The organism is Mycobacterium sp. NPDC048908 (assembly GCF_043197955.1).
Classification (GTDB): domain Bacteria; phylum Actinomycetota; class Actinomycetes; order Mycobacteriales; family Mycobacteriaceae; genus Mycobacterium.
Window position 1 is genome coordinate 146,660 of the sequence record NZ_JBICUE010000008.1, and the last position, 25,208, is coordinate 171,867.

Consider the following 25,208-nt stretch of genomic DNA (forward strand, 5'->3'; position numbering starts at 1 on the left):
CGTCGGCTCAATGCGCCGCGTCGGAAGCCTCGACCGGTAGGAGATGGTCGGGGTCGCAGATCTGCAGGAACCGGGTCAACTGCGGTCCGACGACGAGCACCCACTGGATGCCGTATCTGGCACAGGTCACGTTCACGTTGTGCAGGGCAGCAAACCCTGAGGTGCCGAAGAACCCGATTGTCGACAGATCAAGGACAAGCCGTCCCGACCCGACGACCTGGCGCTCGGCATAGTCGGCGAGGGCGCGACTGTTGGTCGCGTCGACCTCGCCCCTGACCGTGACGAGTACCGTCGTGTCCGAAAGGTGGCACGCAGAAAAGATCGCCCGATGGTGCTGTTCACGTCTGTCGAGTGACGTCGGATCCGGACGAAGCACGCGACAGGTTCCCATTGCAGACATGGTGGCCTCCCTCAGTCGAAAAGCGATATTCGTACTGGGGTGCCGTCAGGGATGGGGCCCTACGTCTCAAAGCCTCGCACTCGGGAGTCAACCGTATGCGTCGATGACGTCACCAGTCGGCTGTTAACTCAACCTGAGCGCAGAGTACTACGGAATTCGCAAGTTGACCATGGGCTTTCCCCGGCGAGAGGCGGGCAGCCAGCGAAAACGACGCGCGAGATCCGTTGCGGTTCAAGATCAAAACGTGCTCATCGGCCGAACGCTGTTGGCCAGGTCTACCAGGGCATAGCGGTGCGCCTGCGTGGGCGCCACCCTGGCCAGGCTGCGTAGCGACGCCTCGACACCGAGCTGCAGCCCGTGCTCGGTGAACGGGAAGCCGAGGATGTGGTTGGTGCTCGCGGTGTTGTCGGCGAGCCAGTCCATTGCAGTGCCGAGCACCAGCGCGCGGATCTGCAGCACCCGCGGCTCGGTGTCAGGCAGCGCCTCGACCCTGCGGGCCGCGTCGCGGATGTGCTGCTCGGTCACCTCGCTCATCGACCTGCCCGACAGCAGCGTCACGGCACTGGTCAACCGTGCGGTCGTGAAATGCCTTGAGGTTGGCGGCACTTCGTCAAGGGTGCGCACCGCGGCGTCCCTGTCTCCTTCCGCGGACTGCGCGCGAGCAAGACCGAAGCCGGCCGAGATCACACCGTTGTCGGTGCTCCAGACCGTGTTGTAGAACTTGCGCTCGTCGGCGTTTCCCGCGAGCTCGGCCGTCGCGGCCAGCGCGAGCTTCGGCGCCAGCTCGCCGGGCAGCGTGTCCAGCACCTCGTTGAAATGCTTTGTGGCCGAGTCGTAATCGGCCGACAGCAGTTCGGCGACCGCGCGGAACCAAACCAGCCGCCACCGCCACCCGACCCGGCCTGCGAGATCGTCGAGTTTGCGGGTGGCTTTGGCCACGTCGCCCAGATCCAGCAGCGCACGCACCTCCATCAACGGCAGCTCGACAGACTCCGACAGGTCGATGCCTTCGGAGTCCAGCGCGCCGTGCCGCGCCGCCCGCAGTTGGTCCAGCGTCTGCACCGGCTGGCTCAGCACGCTGGCCGACAATACCGGCGCGCCGACGTCCGCCGGGTCCATCAACGGCACCGGGAGCGCCTTGATGATCTCTTGTGCTGTGAGCTTTTCCGAGTGCACCTGCCCGTCGAGGTACACGTCGGTGTGCGCAACCAGCAGATCGATCCCGAATGTCGACCGCGTCGGGGAGAACACCGTCGACAGGCCAGGCCGCGGCACCCCGGTGTCCTGCGCCACCACCTCGCGCAGCACACCGAGCAACTGGCCCGACATCTCCTCCGCACTGCCGAACCGGCGCCGCGGGTCCGGGTCGATGGCGCGACGCAGCAGCCTCCCGAACGAGTCGTACTCGCGCAGCACCGGATCGTCCTCGGGCAGGCCTTCGACGTAGCGGCCTTTGCGCGTACGCAGATTCAGCGTCAGCGCCGCGAGCGTGCGGCCCACGGTGTAGATATCGGTCTGCACGGTCGGGCCGGTGCGGACGATCTCAGGCGCCTGGTAACCCGGTGTGCCGTACAGGTATCCGAACGAGTTGATCGTGGAGACCGCACCGAGGTCGATCAGCTTGAGCTGGTCCTCGGTGACCATGATGTTTTCCGGCTTGAGGTCGTTGTACACCAAGCCGATCGAGTGCAGATACCCAAGCGCGGGAAGGATTTCCAGCATGAAGCCGATGGCCTCCGCCACCGGTAGCCGGTCGCCCTTCGCCTGTTTGAGCGACGTCCCGCCGACGTACTCCATCACGATGTAGCCGACCGGGTTGCCGTGCTTGTCTTCGTGCTCGACGAAGTTGTAGATCTTCACGATCCCGGGATGCGTCACCTCGGCCAGGAATTGGCGTTCGGCCATCGCGATGCTCTGCGCCTCGGCGTCGCCGGAATGCACCAGTCCTTTCAGCACCACGGGTCGGTCGTTGACGTTCTTGTCGTAGGCCAGGTAGACCCAGCCGAGCCCGCCGTGCGCGATGCAACCCTTGATCTCGTACTGGTCGGCCACCTCGTCGCCGGGCGACAGTTGCGGCAGGAACGAATACGAACTGCCGCAGTGCGGGCACCAACCCTCCGACAGTGCCGTACCGTCGGGCGTCGACCGACCGACCGGACGGCCGCAGTTCCAGCAGAACCGCTTCGATTCGGCGACAACGGGATTGGTCATCAGCGCTTCGAGCGGGTCCTTGGCCCGCACCCGCGGTATCTCCACCAAGCCGCCGCCCAACCGCCGGGTCGGGGACAGCGCCCTTGTCACCGTGGTCAGGTGCTCGTACGGGTCGGTGTCTTCGGTGCCGACCGACGCGCTGTCCACGTCGTCGTCGAGGTGTGGACGGAAAATCGCCTGAGTCGCCATCGGGCGAATCGTCGACATCGAGTCCATGCCGAGGTCGTCGAAGGTGGCGGGTTGGGTGCCCGGGCCTTCCTCGAAATCCTCGGACATCAGTCGGTGTACCTCGCGACCGGAGGTGCCGGCGCGGGGCCGAGCACCGTCAACCATTTGCGATACAGCGTGTACCAGGTGCCGTCGCGGCGGATTCGTTCCAGGGTGCCGTTGACGAATCGCACCAGGCCGGTGTTCTGCAGGTTCACGCCGATGCCGTAGGGCTCTTCGTTCAGGCTCGGACCGACGATGTGCAGATAGGGGTCCTGGCTGACCAAACCGGCAAGTATCGAGTCGTCGGTGCTGACCGCGTCAACCTGGCGCTGCTGCAACGCCACCAGACAGTCGGCCCACGTCACCACGCCGACGATGATGGGCGGCGGAGTGATCTGCTGGATCCGGTCCAGCGAGGTCGTGCCCTTCGCCACGCACACCCGCTTGCCAGAAAGGTCGGACGGTCGCGAGATGGACGAGTCCCGCGCGGCGAGAATCCGTTGGTTGGCGTTCAAGTACACCGTCGAGAAGCCCACCCGCTTCTTGCGTTCACACGTGATGGTCATGGTTTTGACCACGACATCGACCTGATTGTTCTGCAGCGCGGTGATGCGGTCGGCCGATGAGAGGATGCGGTACTCGACCTGAGACGGGCTGCCGAAGATGTCACGCGCGATCTCTCCCGCGATGTCGACGTCGAATCCGGTGATCTCGCCGGTGATCGGATCGCGGAAGGAGAACAGGTTGCTGCCGATGTCCAACCCGACGATCAGCCTGCCGCGGTTGCGGATGGTCGAAACGGCGGCGTCGGCTTCGGCCTTGGTGTTGAACGGACGAAGGCTCGCGGTGCGGTTGCAGTCCGCCTCATCGGCAGGCGCCCGGGCCGGTACCGGTGGCAACTCCTGCATTCCGGCCGGTGTCGGCGGCGCCAGCGTGACCCCAGGCATCGGTATCACCGCGCCGCCTTGCGCGCAACCCGTCAACGCCACCGCGGTGATCAGTAAAGCCAGCACCCGTCGAGCGCTCATCACCGGTACTCACTCAGCCTCGGCCACAGCCCCAGCGCCACCGCCAGCGCGGCGACGACCGACAGCACCGCCGCACCAACGGTCGCACCAGAGAGCACCCTGCGGGCGTTGAGAATGTCGTTGCGCAACTGGCTGCGGCTTTCCTCGATGCCTTTGGTCAGCGCGGAGTCGAGCTTGTTGAACGCGGGCGTCGAGTCGTCCTCGCCGGTGCCCAACGCCACCTGGGTCGCGGCCTGATAGTTACCGACGGCGATGTATGCATTGATCCGATCGTCGGCGGCCCGCCACCGCTTCAGCAGCGCTTCGGCGTCGGCCAGGTCGGTCTTGTCGAGCGCGTCGTCACGCGACAGGTAGTCGTTCAATTGCTGCTGCATGGCGTCGATGCGCTGATAGTAGGACTGCTTGCGAACATCCTCGTCGCCGCGGCGGATCAACGACAACGTCTCGTCGGCACGCGCCTGTTGCGCAGTGATGGCGAGGTTGGTGACCGTCTTGAGCGACTCTGCCGCAGTGTCTTTCGCGCTGCGGCTGTCCGACGTCGAGATGACGAGGGCGGTACCCACCCATATCAACATAATCAGCACGGCAAGACCGCCCGCGACGAAGCCGATGTTCACTCTGCGCCTGGTCCTGCGGGCAAGCCAGCGGTTGGAGAACGCGCCGAACAACAAGGTGGCGAGCACGACGAGGATCACCGGCCCGGGAATCCGTGTCGACGCCGTCGTCTCCGCGTCCACCCGCGCCGAGGTCTGTTCATAGAGCCGCTGCGCATCGGGCAGCATCTGCGTCTGCATCAGTGACGACGCCTCGGACAGATAGGACGAACCGACCGGATTGCCCGCGCGGTTGTTGGTGCGGGCGGTTTCGACCAGCCCGGTGTATACCGACAGCTGGGCATTGACCCGGCCGAGCAGTTGCACCATCGGCTCGTCGGTCAGCCCGCTCGACGCGCGCGTCACCGCCACCGACGCGTCGGTGATGGCCTGCTCGTAACGCTGCCGAACGTCGCGCGGTTCGGAGCCGGCGATGAATGCGGTCGCCGCTGCGGCGTCGGCCACCGACAACGTGGTGTAGAGCTGGCCCGCCGCGAACGACAGCGGCTCGGTGTGGTTGAGCACCGTCGTGAGCGCCTGTTGCCTGTCATTGATCGTGGTCGAGGTGGCAAACGCGCTGCCGATCACGAGCGCCGAAAGGACCACGCCGATCGTCAGGATCCGACCAGGGGTGGTCCAGAGGAACCACCAGCGCGGGTGCGCGGGAGTTGTCGGCGACCGCGACGCCAGGGGCTCGGTCGAAGGGTGCGCCAACTCCACAGTCACGTGCGCGCGGACCTCATCTTTTTCGCTGCTCTCCGGCTATCGTCCCCACCGACTCACCACACTATAAAAGAATTCTAAGAGTTGATGCGGGCGGCGTGCGGGCATTTGCGGGGCACGTCTTTGCGCTGTGTTCCCTAAGCTGAAACGGTGCGTGGCGACGGAGACGGCTGGGTGTTGTCGGACAGCGGCGCCGCCTATTGGGGCAAGCACGGCGCGGCCGGTCTGCTGCTGCGGGCCCCGGGTCCGGACGGCGCCCCCGCGGTGCTTTTGCAACACCGGGCGCCGTGGAGCCATCAGGGCGGCACCTGGGGTCTGCCGGGCGGTGCGCGCGACAGCCACGAGACGCCCGAGCAGGCCGCGTTCCGCGAAGCTCACGAGGAAGCAGGCCTGCCCGCCGATCTGCTGACGGTGCGCACCACCGTGGTGACAGCCGCCGCGACCGGAAGCCATTGGACCTACACGACCGTGATCGCCGACGCCGCCGAACAGCTGGACACGGTGCCCAACCGCGAGAGCGCCGAGTTGCGGTGGGTCGCCGTTGACGAGGTGGCCGAGCTGCCGCTGCATCCGGGGTTCGCCGCGAGTTGGGATCGGCTCCGCGAAGTGGCCGCGACTATCCCGCTTCTGCAAGCCGAGCTTTGAGACGTTGCGCCGCGGCCGTCGGGTCGTCGGCGTCGGTGATCGCGCGCACCACGACGATTCGCCGCGCACCGGCCGCGAGCACCTCGGGCAGCCGCTGCTCGTCGATGCCGCCGATCGCGAACCACGGTTTGTCCCAACCGGGTGTCCCCGACTCCGCGGCTCCGGACGCCAATTCGGCCGTCGCGCGGACCAGGTCCAGGCCTGGCGACGGGCGGCCCGGTTTGGTCGGGGTCGGCCAGCAGGGACCGACGCAGAAGTAGCCGACTTCCTCTTTGGCCGCCGCGGTGGCCTGCGCGATGTCGTGCGTGGACCGCCCGATCACCGGACGGGGGCCGATGATGCCGCGCGCGACCGGCAACGGCAGGTCGTCCTGGCCGAGGTGCAGCACGTCGGCGCCCGATGCGAACGCGATGTCGGCGCGGTCGTTGACCGCCAGCAGCGCGCCGTGGCGCCGTGCCGCGTCGGCGAGCACCTCCAGAGCCGCCAACTCCTGCAGCGCCTCGAGCGGACCGAACTGCTGCTCGCCTGCCGAGCCCTTGTCCCGCAACTGAATGATGTCGACCCCGCCGGCCAGCGCGGCGTCGGCGAATTCGGCGAGGTCACCGCGTTCCCGCCGAGCGTCGGTGCAGAGGTACAGCTGCGCTGCAGTAAGTCGCTGGCCGGGGTTGTGCACACCGCGACCCTAGTCGGCTCGGCTGCCACCTGACGTCGGGCGGGTTCGAGTACGCTGACACCGACACGGGAGTCCCTGGACCGAGGACTGAGAGTGGGCACGCCGCCCTTACCGTCACACCTGATCCGGGTCATGCCGGCGAAGGGAGGAGGAAACTGTGCGATCACTTGCGGTTGTCGGTGGCGGCGTCATCGGGCTGTCCGTCGCGCGACGTGCTGCTCTGGACGGCTGGGCAGTGCATGTCCACCGCACCGGCGAACCCGGTGCTTCGTGGGTGGCGGGCGGCATGCTGGCTCCCCACAGCGAGGGTTGGCCCGGCGAGGATCGCCTGCTGCACGTGGGCCTGGCGTCGCTGGCGCTGTGGAACCAAGAAGGGCATGGCTCGTTCCTCGACGGGCTGCCCGCCGGCGTCGTCACCGCGCGCGAATCCCTGGTGGTCGCCGTCGACCGCGCCGACGCTGCCGACCTGAAGACGGTCGGCGAGTGGCTGGCCGCTCAAGGCCACCCGGTCACCCCTACTTCGTCGGCGCGCGATATCGAACCGCTTCTGGCACAAGGTATCCGGCATGGCTTCGTCGCCGAAACAGAGCTTGCCGTCGACAACAGGGCGGTCGTGCAGGCGCTGGCCGCACATTGCGAACGGCTCGACGTGCGATGGGCGCCACCCGTGACTGCACTGTCCGACGTGCAAGCCGACGCAGTCGTCATCGCCAACGGCATCGATGCGCCTACGCTCTGGCCGGGGCTGCCGATCCGGCCGGTGAAAGGGGAGGTGCTGCGGTTGCGCTGGCGGCGCGGCTGTATGCCGGTGCCGCAGCGGGTCGTTCGTGCCCGTGTGCACGGTCGCCAGGTGTACCTCGTCCCGCGCGCCGACGGTGTGGTGGTCGGCGCGACCCAGTACGAGCACGGCAGGGACACCGCGCCGGCCGTGACCGGGGTGCGCGAGCTTCTGGACGACGCCTGCGCGGTGATGCCTGCGCTCGGCGAGTATGAACTCGCGGAATGTGCCGCAGGACTTCGGCCGATGACACCCGACGGGCTGCCCATCGTCGAGCGACTCGACAACCGCACACTCGTGGCGGCCGGCCACGGCCGCAACGGTTTCCTGCTCGCGCCGTGGACCGCCGAGCGGATCGCGGCCGAACTGAACGCGACTGTAGGAGCAAGCCGATGAAAGTGACCGTCAATGACGAGGCCGTCGAGGTCGACGACCAGACGACCGTCGCGGTACTTCTGGAGAGCCTCGGCTTTCCTGAGAAGGGCATCGCGGTGGCGGTGGACTGGTCGGTGCTGCCGCGTTCGGAATGGGAGACCGCGCTGACCGACGGCGCGCGGGTGGAAGTGGTTACGGCGGTGCAAGGTGGCTGATTCAATCTCGGCGGGCAGCGTAGCGACCGGGGATTCTAAGCTGACGATCGCCGGGCGCGAGTTCGGCTCGCGGCTGATCATGGGCACCGGCGGTGCTTCGAACCTTGCGGTGCTCGAAGAGGCGCTGATCGCGTCGGGCACGGAACTGACCACCGTGGCGATGCGTCGCGTCGACGCCGAGAGCGGCACCGGCGTACTCGACCTGCTGACCCGCCTCGGCATCACCCCGTTGCCCAACACTGCGGGTTGCCGCGGCGCCGCCGAGGCGGTGCTGACCGCGCAATTGGCACGTGAGGCGCTTGGCACCCAATGGGTGAAGCTGGAGGTCATCGCCGACGAACGGACCCTGCTGCCCGATGCTGTCGAATTAGTAAGGGCAGCAGAGCAATTGGTCGATGACGGCTTCACCGTGCTGCCCTACACCAACGACGACCCGGTGCTTGCCCGCAGGCTGGAGGACACCGGTTGTGCGGCGGTGATGCCGCTTGGCTCGCCGATCGGCACCGGACTGGGCATCGCGAACCCGCACAACATCGAGATGATCGTCGAGCGCGCCAGTGTGCCGGTGATTCTCGACGCGGGCATCGGCACCGCAAGCGATGCCGCCCTGGCGATGGAATTGGGTTGTGATGCAGTGCTGTTGGCCACCGCCGTGACGCGCGCCGCAGACCCCCCGACGATGGCCGCTGCGATGGCGGCCGCCGTCACCGCCGGTCACCTGGCGCGCCAGGCAGGCCGCATCCCGAAGCGATTCTGGGCGCAGGCCTCAAGCCCCTCGTTATGAATCGCTACGTCGCGCTCGGCAGTTCGATGGCCGCCGGCCCCGGCATCAGGCCGTCAGCACGAGGTGCGCCGTTTCGGGCGGGTCGCTCGGCACGCAACTACCCGCATCTGGTGGCGGCGCGGTTGGGCCTCGACCTCGTCGACGTGACCTACTCCGGGGCCACCACCGCGAACGTGCTGACCGAACCGCAGCACGGCACGCCGCCGCAGGTCGACGCGCTGGACGGCTCCGAGGATCTGGTGACGGTGACGATCGGCGGCAACGACGTCGGCTATGTGCCGCTGCTGGTGGCGGCGGGACTGCCACGGGTGCTGCGCGGGTTGCCCGTGCTCGGCGGCGCCGTCCGCGACATGCTCGACCCGACCGCACGAGATCGGGCCCTCGTCGAGGTGGCCGAATCGCTGAAGGAGGTCGGCCGGACACTGCGGCAGCGGTCACCGCGGGCGACGGTGTTGTTCGTCGACTACCTGACGCTGTTGCCGCCGAAGGGCGCGGCGCCGCCGCTGTCGGGCCTCGACGTGGCCCTCGGCCGCCGGGTGGCCGACACGCTGGAGCGGCTCACCGGTGAGGCGGCCGCCGACACCGGCTGCGAATGGGTCCGTGTCGCGGAAGCCAGCCGAGAGCACCACGCCTGGTCAGCCGAGCCGTGGACCACCAAACCTGGTTTGCCGCTGCCGATCAGGCCCGCGCCGCTGCACCCCAACGCGGCGGGCATGCGCGCCGTCGCCGACCTCGTCGTCGGGATGGTGGGCCGCGCAGGCGATCCGTAGTCTCGGACTAGATGATCGAGTTGACGGGCCTCACCAAAGTATTCGGCACGACTCGGGCCGTCGACGACCTCACTTGCCGCGTCGAGCCGGGCGTCGTGACGGGCTTCCTCGGGCCCAACGGCGCCGGCAAGACGACGACGATGCGGCTGATCCTCGGGCTGGACCACCCGACCGCGGGCACCGCGACGATCGACGGGAAGCGCTACCGCGATCTCAGCGACCCGTTGCGCACGGTCGGTGCACTGCTGGACGCGCGGCAGGCACACCCGAACCGCTCCGCGCGCAACCATCTGCGTTGGATCGCCGCCACCAACCGGATTTCGTTCACCCGGGTGGACGAGGTCCTCGACATGGTCGGGCTGACGTCGGTGGCCGGTCGAAACGCAGGCACGCTGTCGCTGGGCATGAGCCAACGGCTTGGCATCGCGGGCGCGCTGCTCGGCGATCCGCCGGTGCTGCTGTTCGACGAGCCGGTCAACGGCCTCGACCCCGAGGGCATCCGGTGGGTGCGCACGCTGATGCGGACGCTGGCGAGTCAGGGCCGCACCGTGTTCGTATCCAGCCACCTGCTGGCCGAGATGGCCAACACCGCAGACCGACTCGTCGTGATCGGCAAGGGCAAGCTGATCGCGTCAACCACGGTCGCGGAGTTCGTCGGCCATTCCGGCGCAGACACCGTGCGGGTGCGCAGCCCGCAACTGGAAACCCTGCGCAGGGTGCTCACCGACGCCGGGCTCACCGCGGAAGCCGATCACGGTGCCGCGCTGCTGGTGCGCGGCGCGGCCATCGAGGTGATCGGCGATCTGGCCGCTCGCAACGCGATCACGCTGCACGAGCTCAGCACGAAGCGGGCCTCGCTGGAGGAGGCATACATGGAACTCACCGGCGACGTCACCGAGTACCGGACGGCCGGCCGGTGACCGCGGTACTCGACGCCGAGCGGATCAAGCTCTCGACCACCAGATCGCTGCTGTGGACAGCGGCGGTGGTGGCGGTGCTGTCCATCGGTCTGGCCGCGTTACAGGGCGTGACCGCGTACGGTGCGGCGGCGTTGCCGCCCGAGAGGGCCGTCACTGGCGTTGCCGTGTTCGGCGTTCCGGTGCTCATGGTCCTCGCCGCGATGACGGTGACCGCGGAATATCGCAGCGGCATGATCCGCACGACGTTCATGGCCACGCCCGACCGCACATTGATTCTGGTGGCGAAAGCGATTGTCGCACTCACCTTTTCCGCGGTGTACGCCGCGCTGATGACGATCGTCGCGGTGGTGGTGGCCCATCTGATGGCCCCGCCGCTGGTCGGTTCACAGCTGTCGTTCATCGACCCTGCGACGTGGCGGTTGATCGGCGCGATCAGTCTGTACGCCGCGTTGACCGCGGTGCTCGGCGTTGGAGTCGGCGCACTGCTGCGGCATTCGGCGGGCGCGGTCGCGGTGCTGCTGCTCTGGCCGCTGCTGATCGAGCCGGTGTTGGGCAACCTGCCGAACCTCGGTTCCGAAGTCGGGCCGTACCTGCCGTTTGCCAACATCTTCCTGTTCGTCAGGGTGCAATGGCTCTACCCGGCCTACTCGGAGCCGTGGGGAGAAGTCGGTTCCCTGGTGTACTTCGTCGCGGTCGTAACGGCGGTCTACCTCGCCGCGATCGCCGTGGTGAATCGCCGTGATGCCTGAGGGCGCTAACGTGGTGGCGATGGTGCGTAGATCCCTTGCGGTGTTGGCGGTGGTTCTCGTCGTCGTCACCGTGGGCGGCTGCAGCCGTTCGATGCGAACACAGCAGGCGCAGCCGAGCACCACGGCGAGCACGCCGGCGACACCGGCCACGGACTTCGCCGACGCGCTGCGAAAACGAGTGACCGTCGACGCCATGATGGGGCACCTGAACAAATTGCAGGAAATCGCCGACGCCAACAAGGGCAATCGCGCGCTCGGCACACCCGGCTACGACGCCAGCGTCGATTATGTGGCCAAGACTCTGCGCGACAAGGGTTTCGACGTGCAGACCCCGGAGTTCGGAGTGCGAATCCCGTTCGCCGACGAGCCGACGCTGACCGTCGGTGGTGACAAGATCACCGCGAAGCCGCTCGAGTACACCAAGGGCACGCCGACGGAGGGTGTTTCGGGACCGCTGGTGCCGGCCCGCGTCGAGGACACTCCCGGCTGCACCGCGTCCGACTACGATGGGTTGCCGGTTTCTGGCGCGGTGGTGCTGGTGGACCGCGGCAAGTGCCAGTTCGGGGTCAAGCAGGCGGTCGCCGCCGAACGGGGCGCGGTGGCGCTGATTGTCGCCAACAACGAGGACGGCGATCAGATGGGCGGCACGCTTGGCGCGACCTCCGACGTGAAGATCCCGGTCATCAGCGTGACAAAGGCCGCCGGTCAGCGGTTGCGGGACACCCCTGGCCCCACCACCATCAAGCTGAACGCCGGCGTGCGAGAAGAGCGAACCCGCAACGTCATCGCCCAGACCAAAACCGGTTCCACGGCCAACGTGGTGATGCTCGGCGCTCACCTCGACAGCGTTCCGGAGGGGCCCGGCATCAACGACAACGGGTCGGGCGTGGCGGCGGTCCTGGAAACCGCGCTGCAGCTGGGTGATACACCGCAGGTAGCCAACGCGGTGCGGTTTGGCTTCTTCGGCGCCGAGGAAGAGGGCCTGCTCGGCTCCAAGAACTACGTGCAGTCGCTGAACGAGGAAGCGCTTAAGGACATTGCGGTCTACCTCAACTTCGACATGCTCGGTTCACCCAATCCAGGCTTTTTCACCTACGACGGCGACCAGTCGGCCAAGCCGACCGAAGGTGCTCCACGGGTGCCAGAGGGTTCGGCCGGTATCGAACGCACGCTGGTTGCGTTCTTGAAGGGTGCCGGAAAGCCGCCAGAGGACACATCATTCGACGGCCGCTCGGACTACGACGCCTTCACACTTTCGGGAGTGCCTGCGGGCGGCGTTTTCTCCGGCGCCGAGGAGAACAAGACGGTACCGCAGGCCGAACGTTGGGGCGGCAAGGCGAATGAGCCGTTCGACCCCAACTATCACAAGGCTACTGACACGGTGGAGCACATCGACCCCACGGCAATGGACATCAACGGAGGCGCAGTGGCGTACGCGGCAGGGTTGTATGCGCAGGATCAGGGCGGCCGCAACGGCGTGCCGATACGCGAGGACCGTACGCGTCACGTCCTCGACTCATGAGGGCCGTCGCTACGCTGATCAGCGTCGCGGTGACGGCGCTGGCGGCGTGCTCGTCGTCGCCGGCGCCCGCCAACGACCCGACCCGTGACATCGCGGGCAAAGTGACCGCCGACGGCATGTACACCCACCTGCGTAAGCTGCAGGAGATCGCCGACGCCAATCGGGGTAATCGGGCGCAGGGCACGGCGGGTTACGACGCCACTGTGGACTACGTCGTCAAGGTGTTGAAGGACAACGGGTTCGACGTCTCGACCCCAGAGTTCGAACGACTCGACCGCACTGAAGGTGGCAATCCGACGCTGACCGTTTCCGGCCGCGGCTTTCACGTCGATCAGGCCTCTTTGCTGACCGGCACCCCAGCGGGCGGGCTCAGCGCGATCACGCTGCGGCCCCAGAAGGCGACGGGTTGCAGTCCCGCCGACTACGACACGGTGTCGGTCAAGGGCGCGATTGCCATCGTCGACGACGTTGGCTGTTCGGTTGTCACCAAACAGAATACGGCCGTGGCCAAGGGTGCCGTCGGGCTGCTGGTCGTCAGCGCGCCGGGATCGACGGGCCAGGCGGGGTTGTTCACACCCGGTTATTACCAGGATTTGAAGATACCGGTCGGCGTCATCGGTAAGGACGCCGACGCGGCGCTGCGGCGGACCACCGCGCCGGTGCGGTTGGTCTTGGACAGCAAGCCGGTCATGGTGAAGGCGCGAAATGTGTTGGCGCAGACCAAGTCAGGCGACACGAAGAACGTGGTGCTCGCGGGCGCGCGACTGGACAGCAGTCCGCGCAGTCCCGGCATCAATGACGCCGGTTCGGGGGTCGCCGCGCTCCTCGAAACCGCGTCTGCGCTCGGCGCCGGTCCCAAGATCGCCAATGCGGTGCGCTTCCTGTTCTGGGGCGCAGACGAGGAGGGCCCGACGAAATACGTCGGCGGGCTAGACCCTGACCAACTCGACGACGTCGCGCTGTATCTGGGAGTCGGCGCCATCGGCTCGCCGAACGCCGGATACTTCACCTATGACGGCGATCAGTCGGGTCAGCTCAATCCCGACATCTCTTCGCAAACCGTGCCAGCCGGATCGGCGGGCATGGAGCGGATGTTGGCGGGCTACCTCAATCTCGGCGGGGTGCGGCCCGCCGACATGCCGCTGAGCAGAACCGCCGACTACGCGCCCTTCCTGGCCGCCGGTATCCCGATCGGCGGTGTAAGCACAGGCTGGTCGCAACGAAAAACCGAAGTGCAGGCGCGGCTTTGGGGTGGCCAGGCCGGCGTCGCGTTCGATCCGAATTGGCGGACGGTTCGCGACAATCTCGACAACGTCGACCGGGATGCGCTTTCGGTGATGGGGCGGGCGCTGGCGTCCGCGATTGCCAGCTACGCGCAGAACGTCGGCGGCGTCAACGGCGTTCCGCCGCGCGATCAGCGGCACCGGAGTACGCCCTAGCCACCCTGGTGACGAACTGGTAGACGCCGTCTTCGTCGGGTGCCAGCGGGCCGGGCCGGGCATGCGGTGACGAGAGGCCGCGCTGCACGGACTCGCAGGCCGCCCAATCCTGCCGGTTGGTCAGATCCCAGAAGTCCACGGCGTATGACGGGTCGAAATCCGGTTTGGCGGCAATGTCTTTCGGGAAAGCCCACGCGCATTCCACTTGAGTGCGGTCGACGGTCAGCGGTGTCATCAGATGCGTCATCACGTAATCGGGGTGCAGGCTCACCAGCAGGTTGGGGTAGCCGACCAGATACATGACGGTGCGTAGCTCGCGCTCGGACAGGCCCTGGATCGCCACGCCGCCGCTCTTGCCCGTCAACGACATGGTTTCGGCACCTTCGATGATCGACATCCAGCCGCCCATCCATGACCCCGGCAGCTCAAGGTTTTCCCCACTGCTGGGCGGGCTGATCCTGGACAACTCCGGATGAATGGTGGAGCAGTGGTAGCACTCCTGGTAGTTCTCGGCGATCACCTTCCAGTTCGTCGCGAGCTCGTAGGAATGCCTGGCGACGATGGTCAGTTCCTCGGGGCGATAGGGGGTGACGATGTCGTCCAGACCTGCGACGTGCGTGTCGAATTCCGCGTCGGCGCCGCTGGGGTCGACGAACAACCAGCCGTGCCAGTCGACCAGCCGCAATTCGACGAGGCCGAATTCGTCCGGCCGGAAGCCGTCGACTTCGCGGAATCCTGGGGCGGTACGCACCCTGCCATCGAGTCGGTAGGACCACGAGTGGTACGGGCACACGATGGCGCGGCCCTTGGTGGTCGCGTTGCAGGCGAGAAGTTCATGGCCGCGGTGCCGGCAGGTGTTGGCGAATGCGCGGATGACGCCGTCGTCGCCGCGTACCAACAGGATCGCGCTCGGCCCGGAGCCGACGGCTTTCTGTGTGCCAACGGCCGCGAGATCACAGGCGTGACCGACGCAGGTCCACCCGGAGAAGATGTTGTGCTGCTCCCACTCGAACACCGCGGGGTCGACGTACGCCTCGCGGGGAAGCATGTGGGACTCGCCGAATGGCGCCAGGGCCGCGGCCAGCGCGTCGGCGGGTAGCGGCGCCGGTTCGCCCTGTTTGAACATACAGTCAGCCTAGCGTGACCCCGGCAGCAGGTCCACCATCCAGCGCGAGCAGACGCAAAACTGCCCTAAAACCGCGGAAAAAGGGCAGTTTTACGTCTGCTCGCGAAGAGAACTAGAGCAGTTTGTCCAGCGTGATCGGCAGATCCGTGGCCCGCCTGCCCGTCGCATTGAACACCGCATTGGCGATCGCTGCGGGTACGCCGACGATGACCAACTCGCCGAGGCCCTTCACCCCGATCGGGTCTGCATGCATGTCCTCGGCGGGCAGGTAGTCGGCGTCCAGCACCGGTACATCCGCGTTGACCGGAACCAGATAGTCCGACATGTTCGCGTTGACGATGCGTCCGTCGCGGTAGTCGAGCTGCGTGCCCTCCAGCAGCGCCATTCCGATGCCGCCCACCATGCCGCCGATGGCCTGGCTGTGAGCCAGCTTCGGATTGATGATCCTGCCTGCGTCGTAGCACGCATAGATGCGCCGGATCCGTACCGTGCCAAGCGCCTCGTCGACAGCGACTTCGGCAAACACGGCACCGTAGGCAGACATCGAGAAGCGTTGGTCCGCGTCGTCCGGCGTCCACGTCTGTTGCGCATCAAGGGTTTTCCATCCCCGCCGACGCAACAGATCCTGATAGCTCTCACCGCGCGACTGTTCACCGCTGCGGTACATCCGCCCGTCGGCCACCGAGACGTCCTCGGGCCGCAGCCCGTTCAGCGGCGAGCCAGGGTCGACGACCGCGGTGCGCACGAACCGGTCGCGCAGCATGTTGGCGGTGGTGAACACCGCCGATCCGACGCTGGCCATGGTACGCGACCCCGAATGTGACGGCGCAGGCGGAAATCTGCTGTCGCCGAGCGCGAATCGCACCCGGCTCAGCGGCAGCCCGAGCGCATCCGCTGCGACCTGGGTCATCGACGTGTACGTGCCAGGACCCATATCGCTCGTACCGCATTCGACGTCGGCAGTGCCGTCGGCGTTGATCCGGGCCACCGCGGCGCACTCGCTCCGTGCGGTGTGATAAACCGCCGCCGCCACTCCGAGGCCGATCAACTGGCTACCGTCGCGGACGGATCGCGGGGTCGGGTTGCGGCGTGACCAGCCGAACGTCTCGGCCCCGCGCCGCAGACAGTCGGTCACCCGACGCGTGGAAAAGGGGAGGTTCTCCGCGAGATCCCGCTCCGGTTCGTTACGCAGCCGCAGTTCGATCGGATCCATCCCGAGCCGGTGCGCCAAGTCGTCCATCGCCGACTCCAGCGCGAAGGCACCAGTCGTCGCTCCTGGCCCGCGCATGAACGTCGGCGGGTTGATGTCCAGCGGAACCACCCGATACGTCGACCGCATATTCGGGGCCCCGTACATGAACCGGGCGCCGGTCATGGCGTTGTCCTCGTATGCGTTGTACCGCGAGGTTTCCGTGTGCGCCTCGTGCACGATCGCGCCGATCCGGCCGGAGGTGTCTGCGCCGATCGCCATCCGCTGACGGCTTGTCGGCCGGTAACCGATGCCGCTGTAGTACTGCTTGCGGGTGAGCACCAACTTGACCGGCCGCCGGATCTGCTTGGCCGCGAACGCCGCAAGCAGTTGATGGGGCCACGTGGTACCGGCGCTACCGAATGCACCGCCGACGAATGGTGAGATCACCCGCACCCGATCGGTAGGCACACCGAACGCGTCTGCGTAAACCTGCTGTGCACCGCTGATGCTCTGCACCTTGTCCCACACTGTGAGCCGATCGCCGTCCCAGCTGGCAACGGTCGCCGGGATCTCCATCGGGTTGTGGTTGTTGCGCATGATCGAGTAGCGCAGATCGCTGACCATCGCCGCGCCGCGCAATGCATTGTCGGCATCGCCGCGCGCGTAGTCCCTCGTCCTGGTGCCAGGCTTCTGTTCGGCCTGGGGCGCATCGATATTCGTCAGCTGTGGGGCCGGTCGATACCCCACCTGCACCACCGAAGCGCCGTGCATGGCCGCCTCGAGCGTCTTGGCCACCACGATCGCGACGGGCTGGCCGAAGCAGGACACCTGGCGAATGTCGTACGGCAGCTTGACGCCGCCGAAGTCGGTGAGGACGCGCAGCACATCACCGTCGCGCACCGCGGCGGCGGGATCGATGCGGTCGACGCTGCCGCGCGCGACCGTGCTGCAGACCAACGCCGCGTAGACCAGGTCCGGGGCGGGGTTGTCGGCGGCGTACGGCGCCTTGCCGGTCACCTTGAGCCTGCCGTCCACCCTGGTCACCGGCTGACCCGAGATGACGGCAGCGGGCAGTGGCCGTGTCACGCCAACCCCGCCACCGTCGCCAGCTGCCGCTCGACCGTGCGTTTCACCAGCTCCACCTTGAATCCATTCTCCGACAACGGTTTAGCGCCGTCCGCGGCGTGTGCCGCAGCGTCCCGCCACAGGTCAGGACCGACAGGGCGGCCGACGAGCGCGTGTTCGACCGCGGGTAACCGCCACGGCACCGTCCCGACCCCTCCGACGGCGATGCGTGCCGCACGAACCCTGCCTGCGTCGATGTCCAGCACCACCGCGGCGGAGGCGAGCGCGAATTCGAATGACTCGCGATCGCGTACCTTCAGATAGCCGGACCGCCTGGCCTCGGGAACGACGGGCACCTCGACGCCGGTGATCAGCGCACCCGCGCCGAGGTTGTGTTCCTGGTCAGGCGTGCGGTCCGGCTTCCGGAAAAATTCGGAAATTGGTATCCGCTTCTCACCTTTGGCATCCCGGGTGATCACCGCCGCGTCGAGTGCGGTGAGCGCCACCGCCAGGTCAGACGGGTGTGTGGCGACGCACGCATCGCTGGTGCCGAGAATGGCGTGTGTTCGGTTGCGCCCGCCGATCGCCGCACATCCCGCCCCTGGGGTTCGCCGGTTGCACGCGGCAGACACGTCGCGGAAGTACAGGCAGCGCGGGCGCTGCATCAGGTTGCCACCGATTGAGGCCATGTTGCGGATCTGGGCCGACGCAGACAACTCGAGCGCCTGCGCGATGACCGGGAACTGCTGGCGCACACCGGGATGCGCGGCCAGCTCGGACATCCGGACCAGCGAGCCGACGCGCAAGGTCGCGGGTTGCAAGGCGATGTCCCGGTAGGGCAGTGCGTTGATGTCGACGACAGCGTTCGGGCGCTCGACGGTTTCGCGCATGAGGTCGACGAGTGTGGTGCCGCCCGCGATGTAGCGGGCACCGCGCGTGGCCGCCGCAAATGCCGACGCCTCGTCGGAGGCCTTGCTGAAGCTGAACGGGAACACGACCGGCTACGCGTTCCTGGCCGCATTTGCGACCGCGGCGACGATGTTGGTGTATGCGCCGCATCGGCAGATGTTGCCGCTCATCCATTCGCGGATCTCGGCCGCGGATCCGGTGTGCCCCTCCTTGATGCAGCCGACACCGGACATGATCTGCCCCGAGGTGCAGTACCCGCATTGGAATGCGTCTTCGTCGATGAACGCCTGCTGCAAGGGGTGCAGCTGTCCGTTGCGTTCGAGCCCCTCGATCGTGGTGACCTCGGCGCCGTCGTGCATCACCGCGAGTGTCAGACATGACACGACCCGCTGCCCGTTCACCAGAATCGTGCATGCCCCGCACGCGCCCTGATCGCATCCTTTCTTGGTGCCGGGCAGGTTCGCCCGCTCCCGCAACATGTCAAGGAGCGAGGAGCGATTGTCCACCTCGATCTCACGGTCTTCGCCGTTGATGCGTAACCGCACTTTCGACGTCGTTGCGGTGTTTGCGTGGTCGTCTTCGCCACAACCCGCGAGCAACGGCGCCGTCGCCACCACGCCGCCGACCGCTATCGACGCACCAACAAATGTTCTCCGGTTGACCTCAACCACTGTGACAACGCTAGGCAGGCATGCTGTGAGTCCGCCAAAACGCATATCAAACGCATATGTGCGCTGGTCTCAGGCTTCACCTGCGAATGCCCCGATGCCCCTGTCCTTCGTCGTGCTGTCGCCGCGGGTCAAATACCGGTACACCAAAAAGCCGATCACCACCGCCGTCAACGCGGCGAGCACAAGCAGAGACGCCAGCGCGCGGTGTTGTTGATCTTCACCGACACCGGAAAGACGAAACACACGAGCAGCCAGAGGCTCCCGGGCGCAGCGAGGTCGGTTGTGATGGCGCCGTGATCACCGGAACCGCCACTGTATCGATCCCTACGACCCGCCGGCCTTGAAGGTCTGCCACACGTTGTGCCACGCCGCGTCATTGGCGGGGTCGAGCTCCAACAGCCGGTAACCGGTCTGAAAGTATTCCGGTTTGACGATCGCGCTGCGCAGATTCTGCGGGATGAACGCCTCGTTGACAAGCGAATCCGGAGTGATCGAATTCTGCGGCGGTTGGTAACCGATCGCGGAGAAGTTCTCCTTCGCCACCTCGGGGTCGAGCACGTGATTGATGAAAAGGTGGGCGAGCACAGGGTTCTTGCCGCCCTTGAGCGTGACGAACATATCGTTGTCGACCATGCCCTTGCCGTCAGCGGGGAACCAGTACCGCAGGATCTCCGGGCCGGTGCCTTCAGGTAGGTACGACTGCGCGTTGATGATGTCACCCGACCACATCTGGGCGAGTCCCAGTTGTCCCGCGGGCAGTTCGCTGTATCCCGTGATGGTCACCTTCGGCGAGGTGGCCTTCACCAGCGCCTGAAGCTGTTCGCCGACCATCCTGAGGTCGGCCTCCGACGACGTGTTGACATCCGTGATCCTCTGCCGCAGAAGGACCATCGCCATGGTGGTGTGCCAGTCGTCGAGTACCGCCGTCTTGCCCTTGTACTGCGGATCCCAGAACGCGTCGTAAGGATTCTTCAGCGCGCCGATGTCGGCGGGCACCTGATCGGTGCGCCAGCCAATGCCGGTGGTGTAGATGGTGTACGGGACCGTGTACTGCCAATCCTGGTCATAGAACGGGTTGGTGAAGCTCGGCCAGACGTTGTTGATGTTGGGAATGTAGGAGTGGTTCAACGGTCGGAGCAGTCCGCCGTTGACCAGGCGGCTGATCTCGGTGTAGTTGGCGTTGTAGATGTCGAAGTCGACGCCGCTGCGGAGTTTGGTGATCGCCTCGTCACCGTCGTTGAAGGTGGAGACCTCGATCTTGGTCTGGTACTGATCTTCGAAGGTCTTGATGGCCTGGGGGCTGAGGTAGTCCGCGTAGTTGTAGATCTTGAGCGTCGCACCCTTTTCCGCGGCGAGCCCGTCGGCAATGGGCTTGTTGTCGTCGGGAATGGGCCATTTCACCGGATTGTCGGGCGCGGCCAGCGTCATACTCGGCGGCGAGGACGACGGCGAATTCTTCGAACACGCTTGTAGGAACGCGCCGAGGGCGGGGGTGCTTGCGGCGAGAATTGCGGCGCGCGCCAGGAATTGTCGTCGGCTGGTGGGCTCGGGCATCTGCGGCCTCTCCGTTGCTTCACGCCATTTCGCTCATAGGACTCTTGCATAGAGACTGAATGCTCAGTCAACCATGGGAGCGGAGGTGTGACCATGCTTCGTCGGCGGCGGGAAGCCGCAACACCGACATCATGAACGATCCGCTGCAGCGCGAGGTTGGAATCACGTTCGTATGTCACCCACGATCAAGAGTGAGCCCTGACGATGAGCGACCGGATCGCCGTGCTCGCCGAGGGTCACGTCGAACAGGTGGGTTCTCCGCAGGTGATCTACTCCGCTCCCGCCACCGCGTCCGTCACCGGATTGATGGGCGCGGCAGCAATTCTCATCCGGCCTGACTCCATCACATTCCAGAACCCGGGGGAGCCGATCGGACCGTTACGCAACGTGATTGGCGGCGTGGTCACCGAAGTCGCTTATCGGGGCCACTGCACACAGGTACACGTCGATGTCGGTGCGGGTCGGTGCGGGTGATGCCTCGCGGCGCGACAGCATCTCCGCCCGGACAAGTAGGCGTGCTCAGCCCTTCCTAGCCTTTTCGGGCCGCCTTCGCCCTGCCGTTCACCCGTTTCTTGGTCGGCGGCAGGTTCAGTTCCCGCTCGGCGAAGCGCATCGCGATGTCGTAGGCCAGATCGGAGTCAACCTCCTGGTCCTCGAGCGCAACTTGGATAGACAGCCCGTCGAGCAGTGCGGAGAACTCCAGCGCGAATATCCGCTTTTCCTTTGCGCTCAAACCCGAGGAATCAAGCGCGTTGATGATCATCGCGCGCCAGCGGGCGTCGAGTTCCGCCCGGCCTGCCTTGATCTCGTCATGCCGAAACGCCTGCGCCCACAGGTCGAACCACAATCCCCAAGCGCCGGGAACCGCGCCGGCGCCTTCGGGCACGCATGTCCACTGGATCAGCAGTGACAGCCGTTCGCGCAACGACGGAACCTCGGCCAGCATCCGTTCGGCCACCTCGTAGAACGACTCCTCTGAATACCGCAGCGCGTCGACCAGCAGACGGTCGCGGGTCCCGAAGTAATAGATGACGAGCGCGGAGCTGACACCCGCGCGCTTGGCGACGTCGGCGATACGGGTGTCACCGAAACCCCGCTCACAGATCAGCTCCGCTGCGGCACGGAGCATTTCGATGCGGCGAGCCTCGTTCTGCTCGGTTGCAGGCGCTGGATCGGCCATGGCGTCGTCGGTTCCCTCCCTGTACAGCACTGGTCTTGTCGGCAGCTTATCACTTCGTTAGATTGAACAGTCAGTCAGGAGAAAGCGGAGGCTGATTGGAAGGGTTCCGGAGCGGTCTGACCGCCCTGGCCCACTCGGCGCGAAGGCCGCTCCTGATCAACCGGCCAGACGAACAACCGCCGAGGGCACGACCGTTGCCTCGACTCCCGCACCGCCGACTCGGTGGCCCCTGAAAACCATTGGTGCAGCTAACAGCGACAATCGGTGGCATGGCTCTTGACCTCGCCGATGATGGCCAGCACCCTTGGGTCGACCGTGGCGGTACAGCCGATGGTCGCCGACGGTGTCGAGGTCTCGGTCGGGTTCGTCGGCGACGACATTTTCGGCCCGCTGCTTGTCGTTGCGGCAGTGGTGGTATGCCCGCTGGCAGGCGTGATCGTCGCGTTCTCTCGGATGGCGGTCGAACTGGGCGATGTGGCCGACGCCGTTGAAGCGAACCCGCTCATCGTGTCTGAGCAGCGTGTTGTCGCAGTCGATGCCCTGGTCCAGATGCGTCGGGCAGAATCCTAGAGATGGCGTGGGATTTCTCGACCGAACCGGAATTTCAGAAGAAGCTCGACTGGGTCGAGGAATTCTGCTCAGAAGAGGTCGAGCCGCTCGAGTACGTGTTCCCGTACGCGGTGCGTTCACCAGATCCGCACGTCAAAGCATATGTCCGCGGCCTGCAACAGCAGATAAAGAATCAGGGTCTGTGGGCGTTGTTCCTCGACAAGGATCTGGGCGGCCCCGGCTTCGGACAGCTCAAACTCGCGCTGCTGAACGAGGTCATCGGGCGCTACCCGGGCGCGCCGCAGATGTTCGGCGCCGCCGCCCCCGACACCGGCAACATGGAGATGCTGGCCGCGTTCGGCACCGAGGAACAGAAGAAGCGCTGGCTGGAGCCGCTGCTGAACCAGGACATGTTCTCGGCGTACTCGATGACCGAGCCACAGGGCGGGTCTGACCCCAACCTGTTCAAGACGCACGCCGTACGCGACGGCGACGAGTGGGTGATCAACGGCGAGAAGTGGTTCACCTCAGCAGGCCGGGTGGCCGACATCCTGTTTGTGATGTGCACGAACGGCATGTTCGTGGTGCCGCGCCAGACACCAGGGGTTGAGATCCAGCCAGAACCCCGCAATCACAACCACATCATCTATCGCGATGTCCGGGTGCCGCTCGACCATCTCCTCGGTCCTGAGGATGGCGCGAAAACGTTGGCGCAGCGCCGACTCGGTGGCGGCCGCATCCATCACGCAATGCGCACCATCGCACAGTGCAAGCTCGCGTTCGACATGATGTGCGAGCGTGCGCTGTCGCGCGAATCGCACGGCAAGATCATCGGCGAGCATCAGATGGTGCAGGAAAAGATCGCCGACTCCTACGCCGCGATCCGGATGCTGCGGCTGCTGGTGCTCGAAACAGCTTGGAAGATCGATCATTCGAGCACGAAGGACGCCCGCACAGACATTGCGACGGTGAAGTTCACGATGGCCAAGGTGCTTCGGGAAGTGTCGTTCAACGCGCTGCACATCCTCGGTTCGCTCGGCACGACCGACCTGACCCCGCTGCAAGCGATGTACGCGAGTGCGCCGACGATGGGACTGGCCGACGGCGCCGACGAGGTGCACAAGGCGACGGTGGCACGTCGTGTGTTGCGCGAATATCAGCCGCAGGTGCATCCGTACTGGCCGTCGGAGTACATTCCCGCCAAACGCGAGGCGGCGTGGGCGAAGTTCGAGCAGAAGTTCGAAGCCGACCCGCAACTGCGCGCATCGGCAGAGGCGTACAAGAAGTACTTCGCCAACCGCCGCTGAGAGGCCGGTGAGCAGACGCAAAGTTGCGCGACACGCCGCGGCGACACGCACTTTCGCGTCTGCTCACGCCGAAGACCACGCTTATTCAGTCTCTGGGCGAAGGCTGTGAGGCCGAACGGGTAGAGGTCCTGCGGAGTCCGCTTGTCCGCGAGCAACATTCGATGTATCAGCCGGTGCGACGATCTTGTTGGCCGCAGCCGAGGCGATCTGGTCCGGGATGTCCGGGTTGGCGTCGTCGGCCAGCTCGTTGCAGACCGGCGTCAGGGATACGGCGATGAACGCGAACCTGACGCACCTGGCTGATGGCCCCGGCCACCGCCGAGGCTCTGTCGAAGCTGAAGATCGCCAGCGGCTACAACCAGTCGCTGATCCAGTTCGTGCAGGACGGCATCACCGTCGCCGGTCTGCCGCGTGGGACGTGGACAAGAGCCAGCTCCGCTACGTGCTGCGCCAGGGCTCGACGGTCGAGCGCTTCCCGAGCGTCACGAACGATGGTCTTTACATCCGCGCCAACAGCCGGGTGGACTTCGCATTCCTGAACCCGGCTGGCGTCATTCGTCTGCATGACGCGGCCTAAGGAGCACCTTGCTTCTCCTCGGGGTCTCGCTCCTCCCAGATGATTGGCGGTAACCCGACCGCCGTTTCCCACTCGCGCACAGGATTTTTGGATACGGCGCATGACCATTCAGCTACCCCTGCGGTCAGCGCGTGTGAGGGCCACCACGACGACTGCCATGGCTCCAGGTTCGACAACAGGGAACTCGGTGGCACCAAGTGCCGCAGGAGTCGCTCCATCCGATGCTCCTTGTCGTCGTCCCAGTGCGTTTCCGGCTTGAAATGGACGAGCGCGTTTCTGAGCGAAAGCAAGGCGACGACGTCTTGCCCTGGCCGTCGGCCTGTGTCAATGCGCGGTTGCGACGCACAGGTCAGGACTAAGTTGAACTTATCTAGCACCGACAGGCTCCGCTCCAGCCGGTCATTGAGACCTCGTACTCGAACCTGAAGCGAGAAAAATTAACGACTTCATCCGTTCCTACTTCGGGGCAGATGACCTCCTCCCATCGCGTAACCGAAGACATCGCCGCTCGAGTCCTGGCGCGACGGCGTAGGGCGGAGCGGTGTAAAGTCGAACCACCGAGTACCCGCTGTTACACCACCCGGCCCTTGACACGGGTTGATACGCTCACTTCGGCTGTGAGATTGATGATCTCGCGGCCTTTTTGGTGCCCTCGGCCGATTCCGGCCGGGGGCCTTCTTCGTATCTGGAGGAAGCATGACCGAACTCATCTCAGACGATGGGCAGACGTGGGCGGTTCCAGCGATTGGCGATGCGCTGTCCGACATGTTCAAGAAGGACCCGAACTGGTCGCTGTTTCAGGACGGCGGCCACAAGCGGTTCGGCGACGGGCAGGGCGGCGACGACCGGGTGTGCCCTGAATGCGGCGAATTGTGGGGCTTCGTCTGGATGCACATGTGGGTGAATCGCACGGTCAAGGTGTGGGCCAACATCGACTCGTTCTACTGCCCGAACAGTCATCGCTGGACCGTGGTGTGCGTCCCGCCGGTAGACATTGACCAATCTGGTTTTTCGGGAGTTCGTTGGGCCGTGGCTTGATCGAT

The 25,208-nt window shown here is 65.9% G+C and carries 27 protein-coding genes and 1 riboswitch; of the genes, 14 read left to right on the top strand and 13 right to left on the bottom strand.

Annotated elements, in window-relative coordinates; translation table 11 throughout:
* Positions 1-7: 7 nt before the first annotated feature.
* From ACGFK1_RS21215 to glnX, 4 genes are all read right to left on the bottom strand, one after another.
* Entirely contained in the window at positions 8-400 is a 393-nt protein-coding gene (locus ACGFK1_RS21215; protein ID WP_393433633.1) for an STAS domain-containing protein, read from the bottom strand.
* Between the two features lie 237 nt (positions 401-637).
* Positions 638-2,887 carry a serine/threonine-protein kinase PknG gene (locus ACGFK1_RS21220; protein WP_393433636.1) on the bottom strand — a complete coding sequence of 750 codons (2,250 nt, stop codon included), beginning with the start codon at positions 2,885-2,887 and terminating at the stop codon, positions 638-640.
* On the bottom strand, positions 2,887-3,849 hold the full coding sequence (locus ACGFK1_RS21225) for a glutamate ABC transporter substrate-binding protein (protein WP_393433639.1): 963 nt from the start codon (positions 3,847-3,849) through the stop codon (positions 2,887-2,889). The genes ACGFK1_RS21220 and ACGFK1_RS21225 overlap by 1 nt, the downstream gene beginning before the upstream one ends.
* The gene (gene glnX, locus ACGFK1_RS21230) at positions 3,849-5,168 is read right to left on the bottom strand and encodes a protein kinase G-activating protein GlnX (protein ID WP_393433642.1); all 1,320 of its coding nucleotides are present in this window, start codon (positions 5,166-5,168) and stop codon (positions 3,849-3,851) included. The genes ACGFK1_RS21225 and glnX overlap by 1 nt, the downstream gene beginning before the upstream one ends.
* Before the next feature lie 147 nt (positions 5,169-5,315).
* On the opposite strand from glnX, the gene ACGFK1_RS21235 reads away from it, so the two are divergent.
* Entirely contained in the window at positions 5,316-5,810 is a 495-nt protein-coding gene (locus tag ACGFK1_RS21235) for an NUDIX domain-containing protein (protein WP_393433645.1), read from the top strand.
* Here ACGFK1_RS21235 and thiE read toward each other — a convergent pair.
* Positions 5,782-6,483: a thiamine phosphate synthase gene (thiE, locus tag ACGFK1_RS21240; protein WP_393433648.1), complete on the bottom strand. Its 702-nt coding sequence runs from the start codon at positions 6,481-6,483 to the stop codon at positions 5,782-5,784. The two genes, ACGFK1_RS21235 and thiE, sit on opposite strands and share 29 nt — an antisense overlap.
* 55 nt (positions 6,484-6,538) lie before the next feature.
* Positions 6,539-6,647: riboswitch (TPP riboswitch) on the top strand.
* Between thiE and thiO the strand changes: the two genes are divergently transcribed.
* The 8 genes from thiO to ACGFK1_RS21280 all read left to right on the top strand — a co-directional run bounded on the left by thiO (position 6,641) and on the right by ACGFK1_RS21280 (position 14,035).
* A complete protein-coding gene (thiO, locus tag ACGFK1_RS21245) occupies positions 6,641-7,657 on the top strand; it encodes a glycine oxidase ThiO (protein ID WP_393433651.1) in 1,017 nt (338 codons plus the stop codon). Its footprint overlaps the riboswitch before it by 7 nt.
* Positions 7,654-7,851, top strand: coding sequence for a sulfur carrier protein ThiS (gene thiS / locus ACGFK1_RS21250; RefSeq protein ID WP_393433654.1), 198 nt, complete (start codon positions 7,654-7,656; stop codon positions 7,849-7,851). The genes thiO and thiS overlap by 4 nt, the downstream gene beginning before the upstream one ends.
* 4 nt (positions 7,852-7,855) lie before the next feature.
* Positions 7,856-8,635 carry a thiazole synthase gene (locus ACGFK1_RS21255; RefSeq protein WP_393434094.1) on the top strand — a complete coding sequence of 260 codons (780 nt, stop codon included), beginning with the start codon at positions 7,856-7,858 and terminating at the stop codon, positions 8,633-8,635.
* Positions 8,632-9,405, top strand: a complete 774-nt coding sequence (locus tag ACGFK1_RS21260; protein ID WP_393433657.1) for an SGNH/GDSL hydrolase family protein — start codon at positions 8,632-8,634, stop codon at positions 9,403-9,405. Before ACGFK1_RS21255 ends, ACGFK1_RS21260 begins: the two co-directional genes overlap by 4 nt.
* 11 nt (positions 9,406-9,416) lie before the next feature.
* Positions 9,417-10,325 (top strand): ATP-binding cassette domain-containing protein, encoded by a 909-nt coding sequence (locus ACGFK1_RS21265; protein WP_393433660.1) that lies wholly within the window; start codon positions 9,417-9,419, stop codon positions 10,323-10,325.
* Positions 10,322-11,074: an ABC transporter permease gene (locus ACGFK1_RS21270; protein ID WP_393433663.1), complete on the top strand. Its 753-nt coding sequence runs from the start codon at positions 10,322-10,324 to the stop codon at positions 11,072-11,074. Before ACGFK1_RS21265 ends, ACGFK1_RS21270 begins: the two co-directional genes overlap by 4 nt.
* A 19-nt stretch (positions 11,075-11,093) precedes the next feature.
* On the top strand, positions 11,094-12,596 hold the full coding sequence (locus ACGFK1_RS21275) for a M28 family metallopeptidase (RefSeq protein WP_393434097.1): 1,503 nt from the start codon (positions 11,094-11,096) through the stop codon (positions 12,594-12,596).
* Positions 12,593-14,035, top strand: a complete 1,443-nt coding sequence (locus ACGFK1_RS21280) for a M28 family peptidase (protein ID WP_393433666.1) — start codon at positions 12,593-12,595, stop codon at positions 14,033-14,035. The genes ACGFK1_RS21275 and ACGFK1_RS21280 overlap by 4 nt, the downstream gene beginning before the upstream one ends.
* On the opposite strand, the gene ACGFK1_RS21285 is transcribed toward ACGFK1_RS21280, so the two are convergent.
* The 6 genes from ACGFK1_RS21285 to ACGFK1_RS21310 form a co-directional block, all read right to left on the bottom strand.
* Positions 13,989-15,161, bottom strand: a complete 1,173-nt coding sequence (locus ACGFK1_RS21285; RefSeq protein WP_393433669.1) for an SRPBCC family protein — start codon at positions 15,159-15,161, stop codon at positions 13,989-13,991. The two genes, ACGFK1_RS21280 and ACGFK1_RS21285, sit on opposite strands and share 47 nt — an antisense overlap.
* A 112-nt stretch (positions 15,162-15,273) precedes the next feature.
* Positions 15,274-17,439, bottom strand: coding sequence for a xanthine dehydrogenase family protein molybdopterin-binding subunit (locus tag ACGFK1_RS21290; RefSeq protein ID WP_393433672.1), 2,166 nt, complete (start codon positions 17,437-17,439; stop codon positions 15,274-15,276).
* On the bottom strand, positions 17,436-18,413 hold the full coding sequence (locus ACGFK1_RS21295; RefSeq protein ID WP_393433675.1) for an FAD binding domain-containing protein: 978 nt from the start codon (positions 18,411-18,413) through the stop codon (positions 17,436-17,438). The genes ACGFK1_RS21290 and ACGFK1_RS21295 overlap by 4 nt, the downstream gene beginning before the upstream one ends.
* Positions 18,414-18,419: 6 nt before the next feature.
* On the bottom strand, positions 18,420-18,998 hold the full coding sequence (locus tag ACGFK1_RS21300) for a (2Fe-2S)-binding protein (RefSeq protein WP_393433678.1): 579 nt from the start codon (positions 18,996-18,998) through the stop codon (positions 18,420-18,422).
* 69 nt (positions 18,999-19,067) lie between these two features.
* Positions 19,068-19,241, bottom strand: a complete 174-nt coding sequence (locus tag ACGFK1_RS21305; protein WP_393433681.1) for a hypothetical protein — start codon at positions 19,239-19,241, stop codon at positions 19,068-19,070.
* Positions 19,242-19,322: 81 nt separating this feature from the next.
* Positions 19,323-20,552 (bottom strand): spermidine/putrescine ABC transporter substrate-binding protein, encoded by a 1,230-nt coding sequence (locus ACGFK1_RS21310; protein ID WP_393433684.1) that lies wholly within the window; start codon positions 20,550-20,552, stop codon positions 19,323-19,325.
* A 204-nt stretch (positions 20,553-20,756) separates the two neighbouring features.
* Here ACGFK1_RS21310 and ACGFK1_RS21315 point away from each other — a divergent pair, with 204 nt between their 5' ends.
* Positions 20,757-21,026 (top strand): TOBE domain-containing protein, encoded by a 270-nt coding sequence (locus ACGFK1_RS21315; RefSeq protein WP_393433687.1) that lies wholly within the window; start codon positions 20,757-20,759, stop codon positions 21,024-21,026.
* A 55-nt stretch (positions 21,027-21,081) separates the two neighbouring features.
* On the opposite strand, the gene ACGFK1_RS21320 is transcribed toward ACGFK1_RS21315, so the two are convergent.
* Positions 21,082-21,732, bottom strand: coding sequence for a TetR/AcrR family transcriptional regulator (locus ACGFK1_RS21320; protein ID WP_393433690.1), 651 nt, complete (start codon positions 21,730-21,732; stop codon positions 21,082-21,084).
* 264 nt (positions 21,733-21,996) lie between these two features.
* On the opposite strand from ACGFK1_RS21320, the gene ACGFK1_RS21325 reads away from it, so the two are divergent.
* The 3 genes from ACGFK1_RS21325 to ACGFK1_RS21335 all read left to right on the top strand — a co-directional run bounded on the left by ACGFK1_RS21325 (position 21,997) and on the right by ACGFK1_RS21335 (position 24,165).
* Entirely contained in the window at positions 21,997-22,302 is a 306-nt protein-coding gene (locus ACGFK1_RS21325) for a hypothetical protein (protein WP_393433693.1), read from the top strand.
* 2 nt (positions 22,303-22,304) lie between these two features.
* Positions 22,305-23,588 carry an acyl-CoA dehydrogenase family protein gene (locus ACGFK1_RS21330; RefSeq protein WP_393433696.1) on the top strand — a complete coding sequence of 428 codons (1,284 nt, stop codon included), beginning with the start codon at positions 22,305-22,307 and terminating at the stop codon, positions 23,586-23,588.
* A gap of 187 nt (positions 23,589-23,775) precedes the next feature.
* On the top strand, positions 23,776-24,165 hold the full coding sequence (locus tag ACGFK1_RS21335) for a hypothetical protein (protein ID WP_393433699.1): 390 nt from the start codon (positions 23,776-23,778) through the stop codon (positions 24,163-24,165).
* Here ACGFK1_RS21335 and ACGFK1_RS21340 read toward each other — a convergent pair.
* The gene (locus ACGFK1_RS21340) at positions 24,162-24,383 is read right to left on the bottom strand and encodes a hypothetical protein (protein WP_393433701.1); all 222 of its coding nucleotides are present in this window, start codon (positions 24,381-24,383) and stop codon (positions 24,162-24,164) included. The two genes, ACGFK1_RS21335 and ACGFK1_RS21340, sit on opposite strands and share 4 nt — an antisense overlap.
* Positions 24,384-24,861: 478 nt before the next feature.
* Between ACGFK1_RS21340 and ACGFK1_RS21345 the strand changes: the two genes are divergently transcribed.
* A complete protein-coding gene (locus ACGFK1_RS21345; protein WP_393433704.1) occupies positions 24,862-25,203 on the top strand; it encodes a hypothetical protein in 342 nt (113 codons plus the stop codon).
* Positions 25,204-25,208 lie beyond the last annotated feature (5 nt).